This window comes from Enterococcus sp. S53, assembly GCF_016516865.1.
GTDB classification, from domain to species: domain Bacteria; phylum Bacillota; class Bacilli; order Lactobacillales; family Enterococcaceae; genus Enterococcus_D; species Enterococcus_D innesii.
Map to the genome: position 1 here is coordinate 26,644 of NZ_JACVUH010000009.1, position 12,121 is coordinate 38,764.

A 12,121-nucleotide genomic window follows, 5' to 3' on the forward strand; every position below is an offset into this window, starting at 1 on the left:
TTTGCCTCCTAGTTGTACGTCACTTGCATGCCGACTTCGAGGTTCGGCAAAACAGTTGGCGTTAAATAAATCGCACTTGAAAGCGGATCTTCAGCCGGCTCTTCGTCAAAGACAAAGGTCACATGCTGGATCGTTTGCAGGATTTGGTTAGCCACCGTTCCTACATATTGGACTTGATAGGTCTGATCACCAAAAGTGATCTGATCCCCTTTTTTGACGACTAACGCTTGCGAATCAGGAATCGTTTGAATGACTGAATATTCTCGCAGTGTGTCGGTCGCTTCTTCCCCAAAGAAGATGATCATTCTTTCTTGTGAATCGATCGCTTGTGGACCAATTTCTTTGATCGTCCCTTTTTTCATATGACAAACTCCCCTTTCTATCTTCTCGTTTATTATAACATAAAGAGTTTTTCTACCCGCCCAAAACCGCATTCTATGGTAGAATTAAAGAGGAATGAAACTATTAGGAGGTTTTTTTATGTTGCAAACGATTTATTTAGGTACGTACACTCGTCGCGAAAGTAAAGGGATCTATTCGATCGCTTTAGATACGGAAAAAGGAACACTGACCGATTTGACCTTATGTGCGGAAGAAAAAAGTCCGACTTATCTTGCCCGCAGTAAAAAAGAAGCAGTTTACAGCGTCACAGAAGTAGCTGGCAACGGCGGCGCCGCTGCTTATACTCCAGACTTTACCTTGCTGAATACCGCAACGGAAGAAGGCGCACCCCTTTGCTATGTAGCAGTTGATGAAAACCGTCAGCTTTTATATGGTGCCAACTACCACAAAGGTGAAGTGAATGTTTATAAAATTCTAGAAGATGGCAGCATCGAAGCAACGGACAGCATCTACCATGATGAACCCGTCGGCTCTCATGAAAACCAAGACAAACCTCATGTCCATTATACTGACTTAACACCAGACCAACGTTTAGCAGTTTGTGACCTTGGAACAGACCGGGTCTATACTTATGATATTTCAGAAGATGGCAAACTGACAGAAGTTGCCGTTTACGTGGCAGAAGACGGAACTGGTCCACGTCACTTGGTCTTCCATCCAAATAACCAATACGCTTACTTAGTGGGCGAATTAGACAGCTCATTGACTGTTTTACGCTACAATGAAACAGATGGCAGTTTTGAGAAAATCCAAAAGGTGCCAACGATCCCTGCGGACTTTACGGATTTCAACAGTGGCGCTGCGGTACGTATCTCGAACAATGGCCGTTTTGTTTACAGCTCAAATCGCGGCCATAATTCAATCGCTGTTTTTGAAGTAACCGATGAAGGCGCTGGCCTGACTTTTGTTCAATCAATCTCGACTGAAGGCGACTTCCCTCGCGATTTCGATTTGGACCCGACAAACGATTATCTCGTTTGTGCCAACCAAAATTCTGATAACCTAACGTTATACAAACGCGATGAAGCCACTGGCAAATTGACTGTCTTAGAAAAAGACATCTACGCACCAGAATGTGTCTGCGTCTTATTCAAAAAATAAAGTTTTGGAGGATTCCCCCATGTTTGATAAAACACCAAAGGAACTCGTGCTCAAAGATTTTTCTAATATCTACAATAAATGTCAATCAACCTTTGAACTAGTGACGAGCCGCAAATACAATGAATCATTGGTCCTATTAACGACTGCGGAAACGTATGCGATCGCTGAAAAAGCCTATATTCGCTGCGATACTGCCAAAGAGCTGCAAACAGCGGAAGTCATTGCTTTCTTTGATGCTTTTGAGATCTATTATTTTGAATTAAAACAAGTCCTTTTTCATGATGACGATGATTTTGTTTCTTTAAAAAATCGTTTAGAAAAAATGAAAGACACTTACGAAGCATTGACAGCCTCATTTCATTTGTTATGATGAAATCAAATCAAAAGTGAAAAAGGTGACGTTATGAACCAAGAACAAGTGTTGGATCGTTTACGAGAAGAATTGGCGATGCCATTTTTCGAAGCAAAACTAGAAGACAAAGACTATTCCGAAGAAGACTATCAACAAGTCAAAGCGGATTTGGTAAAATACTTTGATGATTATGTACGTAATGTAGAAAATTAAGAAACAGCCTGCGATGATTCCTTCATCGCAGGCTGTTTTGCTATTATAACGTCACTAGAAAGTTTTGATTCGTCGTAGCTTCGATCTGAGGATGCTGTTTTAAATAGTCAGCAATCAGTTCTGTCATATCGACTTGGATCTCACGAACGATTTTTTCGGCAGAAAACATGGCGTAGTTGCCACCACCTACAGCACGGTATTGGTTGATGACGATCTCTAATTCTTGGTCCATCGCAATGGCTTTTTCTTCAAAGTCCAAGCGGGTGATTCGCTGACCGACGGGTTGACTAAGATCGATCGTATACTCGATGCCTTCATACATATCGTAGTTATAATATTGCGGCTTTGGCTCAATAAAAGCAGGATTGAAGACGATCTGACCGTCAACAACGGCTAAATAATCCGCCGTTTGTTCTAAAGCGGCTTTTAATTCGGCACCTGTTATTTTGACTACAGCTAACGTATTTGGGTAAATATAATTAGTGATCACATCTCGCATCGTGATTGTTGCGCCAAAGCCTTTGCCCTCATTGTTGAAAAGAGCAGTACCAGAAATTTTGGCGCCGCTGGCAGCCATCTGAACACGATTGATAAATTCAATATAAGGGTGCTCTTTCAAGCGTGCCCCCATCGGATCGGTGATTCGCATATCCCCACTGACTTTGCCTAACGGCTGATCTAGCCAGGTTTGTAATTCTTCTTCGATGGGTGCTAACAAAGCCAACGCCTCTTGATCTGGGAAAGCATCTGCAACAGGGATCAACGCAGCCGTACTGTTTGTGACATGAACCCCTGTCTGATTTTTTTCAACCGTCAATTCGATGGCGCCGATAAAGCTTCCACGATAACCGGGCTGTACAACGGGGACACCATTGATTTTTGTGGCGATCTCACGGTGCTGGTGTCCTGTGAAGAACGCATCGATTCCTGAGACTTCCTGCAATAATTGGTAGCCCTCATTTTCACCAGTCAATAATTCGGTCGGTTCTCCAGTGACTAAATCACGCTCGAAGCCGCCATGGTAGCTGACGACAACAATATCGGCTTGTTCTCGTAAGTAAGGTACATAGTTTTTCGCTGTCTCAACGATGCTGACAAACTGCATCCCGCGAATCGTCGCAGGCTGTTCCCAGTGAGGAATATACGGCGTCACCATTCCTAAGATCGCGATCTTTACCCCTTCTTTTTCAATGATGGTGTAGGCTTGTCCAAAAAATGGTTCTCCCGCTTCATTTAAAATATTCGCTGCCAGTACTGGTGTTTGGTAGCTGGCGATCGCTTCTTGCAAATAAGGCAGACCGTAGTTGAACTCATGATTGCCTAAGACATGAACATCAACGTCTAGGTGGTTGACGACAGCGGTCAATGCGGCAACGGAATGCTGGCTCTTGGCGATGTAATAGCTTAAGGGCGAGCCTTGGATAAAGTCGCCATTTTCGATCGTTACGACCGGCCCGGAGGCTGCTTGACGTAGCTCTTTCATTTTGGTGGCAACTTTTGCCACGCCGAATCCTTGTTCCGTATCATCGGCAAAATTGGTTGGATAGACATAGCCATGCATATCGCTCGTTTCTAAAAACGTGATTTTCATTCAAAAGACTCCTTTTCCCCTCAATAGACCAAAAGGGCATGCGCATAAGTCGAAAACCCTCGAAAGCCAGCATTTTCTGCTTCCTTGTGTCTTCAAACCTTATGGCACAAACCCTTTAGTGTTTCATTCTCAGGTGTTTCCCTGATTATACCCTATTTTGACGAAGAAATTCAGAATTATTGGTTCCAAGCATCTTCTAATTGTGGTTTTGCATTTTCAATCAATTGATCGACATCTTGATCTGTATTAGACAAAATGTTTTCCATGATTGAACGCATTTCATTGTAAGCAGGATCAGCATTTTCAATCACTGGGATCGAGAACAATTCTTTGGTTGCATCTTCTAATTTGGCAGCTACTTTTGTTTCAGGATTGTTTTTGTATTCATCGCTTTCCAAAACAGATTCAACAACTGGCATGTAGCCGGTATCGATTGCCCATGTTTTTTGCGCTTCTGGAGAAGTCAAGAATTTCATGTATTCAAAAGCAGCAGTACGTTGCTCTGGTGTTGCGCTGTTGAACATGTACAAGTCAGTTCCTTGTTGCAAGTTGATGGCTTCTGGACGAGCTGCTACGTCATATTCGAATTTGCCTTCAGTATCTTTTTTAACAAAGCCTTCCCCTGCGATGGAGCCGACATACATTGCGATTTGCTCGTTGGCAAATGGCCCAGACAAGTATTTGTCAGAACCAGCGATTCGGAAGTAGCCGTCTTTGACACCATCTAGGTAGTAGTTGATGACTTCTTTTGATTCATCGCTGTCTAATTGCAAGTCTTTGTCAAAATCAACGCCTTGATTTTTCATTGCGATGGCATAGTAGTTGTTCAATGAGTCAAAACCAGCACCGACTACTTCACCGTTTGATTTTTCATAGATTTCTTGAGAAGCTTCTTTTAATTCTTCCAGGTTTGTTGGTACGTCAATACCATACTCATCTAACATGTCTGCATTGTAAAACAGCATTTCTGTAGATTTGTTGAAAGGAATCCCGTATTGCACGCCGTCGATTTGTGCACCATCTAAAAGGGCACTGCGGATCTCTTCTTGGTCACCCCAACCGATAGTATCATCGTTGATGTATTCGCCAAGGTCAACTAACATGTCATCTTGGGCAGCATTCCATAACCAACCAGGATATGCTTGGGTGATAGTTGGCAGATCTTTTGGTGAAGGCAAGGTTGAATTCACCTTTGCTTGCAAATCAGGATAGCTTGATTGGTTCTGCAATTCGATCTTGATGTTTGGATTTTCGTCCATGAATTGCTCGGTCAATTTCGTCAATGATTCTTCTTGCGCACCATTCATTGCATGCCAAAAGGTGACAGTCGTATCTTCGCTTAGTTCTGTAACGATTTCATCACTTTCCGTAGAACCAGATGAATCGTTGTTGTTTCCACAAGCCCCTAATACCAATGTCGCGGCTGCAGCTGCTGCAAATGCAAGTTTCTTTGTTTTCATTTTTTCCTCTCCTCTATCACTCTAAAATAATTTTTTCACCGCGTTGCGGCAATATTCTTTCACCGTACGGATTCACCAGATTTTCTGGTTTCAGCGTATGGATTGGAACCAATCGTTGGGGCTCGATCCAGGCAATGATCTGATCTAAATCAGCTGGTTTTGCATGTCCCGAGTTTGGCAAACGGACAAATTCGATCTCCAGTGCTGCCAGTTGATCCAAAAAGACTTGATAAGCTGGATCAAAATCGCCTAACGGCTGTGCATCACTGTGGATATACAATCCACCTGTTTGCAAGTTTTCAAAATGCGCGACTGCTTGCCAAAGGTACTGGCTCGTGTCGTCACATAATGCCTGATATGAAATAGCAAAGGCTGGATCGAGGGTCGCTGGTACTTGATCATCGATCGTATAGAACGGTACATCTTTATCGAAAATTTCTTTCAGCAATGCGGCTTGGGTCGCCTCTAGAACAACCGTCCGTGGTGCGGCTTCGACAAGCGCCATAAAGCGCTCGACATTGGCTGGATAGCCATTGAAGGTAATTTGTCGTTGGGGATTTTCTTTGACCAAACGCACAAACGTCTCGATCAATTCTTTTTCACTTTCCACCGTGATCGCATTGGGATCCGGTTCTCTTTCTGGGAAGCTGATGCTGACCCCTTCCATCATCAATAGATCCGTGTGTTTGGCTAATTGACAGAATTCTTTGGTACGCTCTGGATGATAGCCATGCAAACGTAAATCACCGGTATAAGCAATAAAATGATCCGGCGTGCGAATTAACAAGGCCGCCGCACCGTACGCATCATGATCGACTGGAATGATCTCGACTTCGATTTCCCCGATCCGAATCACATCATGGGGTTCTAAGCCGATCAATTCACGGACAAAGCTTTTTTCCTCATGAGGAACGGGCAGCAAGAAGTCCCCTTTTTGATTCAACACTTCAAGGATCGCTTTGGTTTCCTTCAAGGTGTACATAGGAATATTTGGGTCTAAAAAGTTGATCATTTTTGAGTGATCCAGATGGGCATGGGAAAGGAAGACTGCTGTTTCTTGGTATTCTTTCGTTTCACTGCCTTGATACGTGTAGTCTAAGCGTGGATCGTAGACATTTTTCAGTTCTGGTATCCAACGGTGGGAGACTAGAGTTTGTATTTCTTCATCTGGTAAAGGTGTTTCTGGGTGGTATTCCGAACCGAAGTCAAAAAAGATATGGGCATCTTTATACGCAACTTCGATGACGGTCCCTCCAATCGTTAAGATCCCGCTATGGAAGGTGATCGTTGTTTTATCCTTTGATGCCATCTTTAGCCACTCCTTTGATAATTTCTTTTCTAAAGATCAAGTAAATGATCAGAATTGGAATGACGGTCAAGGTCGCTGCCGCCATTTGTAAATGAACGTCACTGCCGCTTTCTGTGGTAAAGGCAGCCAACCCATTATTTAAGAGGCGGTATTTTTTCTCATTGGTCACTAACAACGGCCATAAGAAGGAATTCCAGCTAGAGATGAACGTCAGAATCCCGACTGTCACTAAGGCTGGTTTTGACATGGGGATCAAAATCCGGCGGATATAAGCTAGGTCGCTGGCACCGTCAATTTTGGCTGCCTTATAAAAGGTATTAGAAATACTTTGTAAATAACCATTTAAATAATAGATGTAAAAAATACTGGTCAAAAAGGGAATGATCAAGGCACTATACGTATTCAATAAGCCCATTCGCGCAATCGTATTGTAATTGGTGAAAATGATCGATTCATAAGGAACCATCAATAACGAGATCATCAAGCCAATCACGAGACGTTTGTATTTGAATTCAAGACTTGTTAATGCAAAGGCAGCTAGAATCGCCGTGATCAGCGTCGCGATAGTCGTCACCGCAGAAACGAAGACCGTATTAAAGAAGTAGCGTAAAAACGGTGCTCGGGTAAAGACTTCCCCGTAGTTGCTCCACTGGAAAGACTCCGGCATAATCGTTGGGGGAATACTGGTTGCTTCACTGTAGGTCATTAGCCCAGCCAAGATCATATAGACAAAGGGAAACAGCGTGATCACTGCTAAAATTGCTAAAAACAACATCGAAACAATCGTCACAATTTTTTTCATTCGTTTATTCGCCCACTTTCTTCAAAAGTTTATTTTGGATAAAGGTGACGAGCAAAATAATGATGAACAAGATCACGGTTGCCGCCATTGCAATCCCCGGACGTCCGGCAATATGGAATTTGTCATAAATATAAAAGACTGCTGTCGTTGCACTACGAGCGATCCCTGGCTGGCCGCCAAACAAAGCATATACTTGAGTATAAACTTTAAAGGCACTGATCAGATTGACCGTCAACAAGAAAGCAAAGGTCGGGATCAACTGCGGAAAGGTGATTTTCCGAAAAATCTCGCCATCGGTAGCGCCAAACATTTTTGCGATTTTATAGTGTTCTTTGTCGATGTTGCGCATTCCTGCCAACAAGATAATAATGTTGAAGGCGAGGCTCGTCCAAACGCCGAAGATGATCAAAGTCGTCATACTCATGTTGACGTTATCTAGCCAGTTGACTGGCGCAATGCCGACAAGACCTAGCAGATAATTAATGATCCCGTAAGAGCCATTGAAAAAGTAACGAAACACGATCCCGATCGCAATCGTACTTGTGACATAGGGCATAAAGAAGATCGTTTCAAAAAAACTTTTGTATTTGACTTTTTCAAAAATGATCCAAGCAATCGCTAATGAAAGAATCAGCGAGATCGGCACGACCGCAAAAGCAAACAGTGCTGTGTTTTGCAGTGCTCGAAAGAAGACGGGGTCCGTTAAAACCCTTTGATAGTTCTCAAGCCCAGCATACTGTTGGTTAATCAAGGTTCCTTTTTGGAAACTCATGATGAAGGAACGAAACAGCGGATACACACTGAATAAGAAAATAATGACCAATGAAGGCAGTAAAAACAGCCACGCCTTTGGTTGATTCTCAGGGTTATAATTTTTTTTGAACATTAGTAGAGCCGCTCTCCTTTTTCATCAAAGATAAAGGCTTTTTTGTAATGAAAATCAAATGACACTTGCGCGCCTTCTTCAATGATCTCTTCAATACTAACGATCGATTTCATATGTTTTTCAGCCAGATCAAAGTTCAAGATTCGTTCTCGTCCGATCAGCTCCACACTCTTGATTTCTGTTTGGAACAAACCTGCTTGCAAGGTGGTCAGCACATCTTCTGGACGAATACCTAACGTATATTGGCCGTCTGTCAATGGTTTTTTGAAGCGAATGTCAGTAAAGCGGTCAACTGGGATCGTAAACGCTGGATGGATCATTTGTCCCTCTTTGACTTCTACTGGCAAGATGTTGATGATTGGATTACCAATAAATTTCGCTACGAAAAGATTGTTTGGTTCTAAGTAAAGGTTTTGCGGATCATCATTTTGCTGAATGATCCCTTCGTTCATCAAAATGATCTTATCACTGATAGAAAGAGCTTCTTCCTGGTCATGAGTCACGAAGATCGTGGTGATACCTACTTCTTTGACTAACCGACGGATCTCTTCACGGATCTTCAAGCGCAAACGGGCATCTAGGTTACTCAATGGTTCATCTAGCAGTAACACTTCTGGACTTTGTACCAAAGCACGAGTAATAGCGACCCGTTGCTGCTGTCCACCGGAAAGGGTTCCAGGTTTTTTCTGACTTAATTCTTCAATATTGGTCAGTTTCATGAACTTCTCAGCAATTTTTTGTGCTTCATTTTTCTTGATTTTTTTCTCTCCGACTGTCAAGGGAAACATGACATTTTCTAACACAGTCATATGGGGATAAAGGGCATAATTCTGAAAAACAAACCCGATATTGCGGTCTTTCGGCTCCGTCTTAACAACGGAAGTACCATTAAAGCGGATATCTCCATCGGTGGGACTTAACAACCCCGCGATCAAATTCAATATCGTCGATTTCCCGCAACCACTCGGTCCCAACAAACAAACCAAATCGCCTTTTTCTATTGTAAAATCTACTGCTTTCAAGGCTTCAAACTTATTATCGAAAACCTTCTTCAACCCGACTACTTCTATCAAAACTGCCCCTCCATTTTCTCTTTTTCCTCCGAATAGTTGACTGGCATTTCAAGTCACAAAAAAAACGAACTCTTGATGTTTCGGACAAACGCTCAAAGAAATTCGATTTTAATCATAACAAACGAATGTTTTTATTCGATACTATTATTGTAAATGTTTTGTAAAAATCATTGGGAATTATGAAAGAATTTTTAATTAATTTACCTAATAATGAGAAAACGATGAGTGGCTCAAAGAGGATTATCCCCACTAAACACGAACATTTCGTCATTTTTCGAAAATTTTCATGAAAAAATGAATGAATTTTATCAAATATATGCAGCTGTGTATAATAACACTATTTTTACACTTCTTTTTTATCAAAAGCACCCTTAGTATTTATTTACTAAACCTGTCAGTAAATTCCCGTTTAAAATAACAAAAAAAGAACGATTTTTTTAAGAAAACAATCGTCCTTTTTTCTCTTTATTCATTCTTTTTCATCGATCGTCAACGTCAGCAATTTCGTTGAGACTTGCTCAAGAAAATAACGGTCGTGTTCAATGATCAGCATAGAAGGCTCCACCAAATGGATCACTTCCTCTAATTGCTTCTGATTGAAGACGTCCAAATAATTCAGCGGTTCATCCCAGATAAACAATTCCGCTGGTGTTGCTAATGATTTGGCTAGCTCCACGCGTTTACGTTGCCCCATACTCATTTGCTGGATCGGGGTTTGAAAGACAGTTCTTTCCAAGCCAAGTTTTTTTAAATTATTTAGCAGATCTTGATAATTCAAGCCATGCTCTTGGGCAAACTCTGTCAGCATCCCACGGTTGTCCTCATAATTTTGCCGGACGTAACTAATAGTGATCCCGTGGGCTGTTTTGATTGTCCCTGTCTGCTGTCCATCGAAAGTACCTAAAATACTCGCAATCAAACTGGACTTGCCAGATCCGTTGGCCCCTTGAATCCCCAAGCGCTCTTTTTGGCGGATCGCAAACGTCAGCGGTTTAAACAAAGGCTGCTCATAGCCGAGCTGAAAATGCTCTGCTTCCAGCAACACGTCATGATGGCTAACCAGTGGGGTCATTTTCAGCGGATCGATCCACTCAATGTCTTTTAACAACGCAGACTTGTCTTGAATTTGATCTTCCATCCGTTTAACGATCGCTTTCGAGCGCTTCATGGTCCGTGCCGCTCGGGCACCGATCGCCCCCGTATCATAGACTGCCCCGCTGCCTTTTTTGGTCGGCGACCCTAATTTGTCCCGTTCGCGTCCTCGGGACCACTCCGCTTTTTCGGCTGCTGTCTGCTTCAAACGCCCGATTTCTTTTTTCAACTTGCTGTTTTGTTCTTGCTCATAGGCATCTTTTTGCTGCTTTTGCAGCTCATAGACTGAATAATTCCCTTTGTACAACACCAAGCGGCTTTTTTCGATCGCCAATACATGATCGACGACTTCATCGACAAACTGTCGATCATGGCTCACAACGATAAACCCGGTTTTTTGCTGCAAATAGCGGGCAACATGTTGGCGAGCGGTCACATCCAAATGGTTGGTCGGTTCATCGATCAAAGGAAAATTCTCTTCATCAACGAACAACCGCGCCAATAGGACTTTCGTTTGCTCGCCGCCAGATAAAGTCGCAAAGGGACGCCAAAGCACTTCTGGATCAAGTTGCAGCAGGTTCAATTCCCGCTCCAAACGCCACTGCTCAAATTCGCCAGATTCCTGTAAAACAAAAAGCGTCAATTGCTGATCATCAGCGACGGTTAAGGGAAAATAAACAAATTGTTGCTCATGGGTGATCGAGCCGCTATAAGGCAATTCATTGAGTAGCAGACGCAGCAAGGTCGTTTTGCCGCGACCATTTCTGCCAATCAACCCTAATTTCCATTGTGTATCAAGGTTCAAGTTGGCATCCTCAAAAAGCAACCGTTCCTGGCTATCAAAGCCAAAAGTTAAATGATTAATACTGATATTCGACATAAATATACCTCGTCTCTATTCACGGAATAGAGTAGACCTAAAGCTATTTTCAGAATCAGTTTTTAGAGGTACACAAAAAGATCCCCCATTGAAAAAGTCAACCAATCCTGAAAATCTGCAGACTATCCCCTTGGAGGAACAGTTTCATGCAGCTTTCAACAAATTGGTTAATTTTTCAATGGAGGATCCCTCATTTCGTTTAATAGTGCCCTAAGTATAGCATTGATCGACAAAAAAGCGCAAGTTCGGTACTCACTGCTGCTTTATCTTTCTATTTTATTCACAAACTAAACCCGTTATCGCTGGAAACGTTTCATTAAAAAACACTTGAAAAACAAAAAAACCATCAGGTTGGTTAGTCCTGATGGCAAAAGGAGTAAAATGAAAAATAAAAAGGTTGTTGGTTGTGAATTCATTATACCTCCGATAAAAAAAATTTACATGTGAAAAACATAACAGTTAAATTAAATAACTCTTGTTTAACTGGAATGTTTATCATTTTTTTAACAATAAAGCGGTCATCCGTTGGATAGCAAAAGAAATTTCATCCGTTGCTTCATCTTGCTTAGCTTCTGCCGCATCAAAGGCTTCTTGGTCGATTTTGTTATCCAGACTCAAAATCATCTCATCACAGCCGGCAACATATTTCATATACGCCCGCTCGAATTTTTTATGGATCCCCATCACATTTGCTGGTGGGCGCAATTTGCTGATTTTTTCCAGCATCAAGCGGTATTTGTCCGTGCCTTCTTTAAAAATTCTGGTAATCTCAGCTAGCCGCTCAGGTGTTACCTCGGCTTCTTTTTTCTCGTCGATCGCTTTGCGGATCTCTTCATAATTGGGATTCATTTTCTCCCCGATTGCTTCTGTTTCTTTGACAAGATCGTTGATTGTTTGTACATAAAAACCTAAGTTTGGTCGCACAGTGGGTTCCCTACTTTCTTTGTTATTATCTTCTAT

Annotated in this window: 12 protein-coding genes; 3 read left to right on the forward strand and 9 right to left on the reverse strand. The window is 42.2% G+C overall.

Going from position 1 to position 12,121, the window contains the following annotated elements; all coding sequences use genetic code 11:
- Positions 1–8: 8 nt before the first annotated feature.
- Positions 9–362, reverse strand: a complete 354-nt coding sequence (locus IAE45_RS11895) for a PTS glucitol/sorbitol transporter subunit IIA (protein WP_086291653.1) — start codon at positions 360–362, stop codon at positions 9–11.
- A gap of 118 nt (positions 363–480) precedes the next feature.
- Between IAE45_RS11895 and IAE45_RS11900 the strand changes: the two genes are divergently transcribed.
- From IAE45_RS11900 to IAE45_RS11910, 3 genes are read left to right on the forward strand one after another with little or no spacing between them, the layout of a single operon-like run.
- On the forward strand, positions 481–1,503 hold the full coding sequence (locus IAE45_RS11900; protein ID WP_200126432.1) for a lactonase family protein: 1,023 nt from the start codon (positions 481–483) through the stop codon (positions 1,501–1,503).
- A 19-nt stretch (positions 1,504–1,522) separates the two neighbouring features.
- Entirely contained in the window at positions 1,523–1,873 is a 351-nt protein-coding gene (locus IAE45_RS11905) for a hypothetical protein (protein WP_005233740.1), read from the forward strand.
- 33 nt (positions 1,874–1,906) lie between these two features.
- Positions 1,907–2,068, forward strand: coding sequence for a hypothetical protein (locus IAE45_RS11910; RefSeq protein WP_005233739.1), 162 nt, complete (start codon positions 1,907–1,909; stop codon positions 2,066–2,068).
- 43 nt (positions 2,069–2,111) lie between these two features.
- On the opposite strand, the gene IAE45_RS11915 is transcribed toward IAE45_RS11910, so the two are convergent.
- From IAE45_RS11915 to IAE45_RS11950, 8 genes are all read right to left on the reverse strand, one after another.
- Positions 2,112–3,659 carry a bifunctional metallophosphatase/5'-nucleotidase gene (locus IAE45_RS11915; RefSeq protein WP_200126434.1) on the reverse strand — a complete coding sequence of 516 codons (1,548 nt, stop codon included), beginning with the start codon at positions 3,657–3,659 and terminating at the stop codon, positions 2,112–2,114.
- Positions 3,660–3,835: 176 nt separating this feature from the next.
- Positions 3,836–5,119 carry an ABC transporter substrate-binding protein gene (locus IAE45_RS11920; protein WP_200126436.1) on the reverse strand — a complete coding sequence of 428 codons (1,284 nt, stop codon included), beginning with the start codon at positions 5,117–5,119 and terminating at the stop codon, positions 3,836–3,838.
- Between the two features lie 16 nt (positions 5,120–5,135).
- The gene (locus IAE45_RS11925; RefSeq protein WP_200126438.1) at positions 5,136–6,428 is read right to left on the reverse strand and encodes an MBL fold metallo-hydrolase; all 1,293 of its coding nucleotides are present in this window, start codon (positions 6,426–6,428) and stop codon (positions 5,136–5,138) included.
- Complete coding sequence (locus tag IAE45_RS11930) at positions 6,412–7,230, reverse strand: carbohydrate ABC transporter permease (RefSeq protein WP_005228015.1); 819 nt, start codon at positions 7,228–7,230, stop codon at positions 6,412–6,414. The genes IAE45_RS11925 and IAE45_RS11930 overlap by 17 nt, the downstream gene beginning before the upstream one ends.
- Before the next feature lie 4 nt (positions 7,231–7,234).
- Positions 7,235–8,116 carry a carbohydrate ABC transporter permease gene (locus tag IAE45_RS11935; RefSeq protein WP_008379450.1) on the reverse strand — a complete coding sequence of 294 codons (882 nt, stop codon included), beginning with the start codon at positions 8,114–8,116 and terminating at the stop codon, positions 7,235–7,237.
- The gene (locus IAE45_RS11940; RefSeq protein ID WP_200126440.1) at positions 8,116–9,189 is read right to left on the reverse strand and encodes an ABC transporter ATP-binding protein; all 1,074 of its coding nucleotides are present in this window, start codon (positions 9,187–9,189) and stop codon (positions 8,116–8,118) included. The genes IAE45_RS11935 and IAE45_RS11940 overlap by 1 nt, the downstream gene beginning before the upstream one ends.
- A gap of 469 nt (positions 9,190–9,658) precedes the next feature.
- Entirely contained in the window at positions 9,659–11,161 is a 1,503-nt protein-coding gene (gene abc-f / locus IAE45_RS11945) for a ribosomal protection-like ABC-F family protein (RefSeq protein WP_140965365.1), read from the reverse strand.
- A 495-nt stretch (positions 11,162–11,656) separates the two neighbouring features.
- A complete protein-coding gene (locus IAE45_RS11950) occupies positions 11,657–12,085 on the reverse strand; it encodes a hypothetical protein (protein ID WP_005228008.1) in 429 nt (142 codons plus the stop codon).
- Positions 12,086–12,121 lie beyond the last annotated feature (36 nt).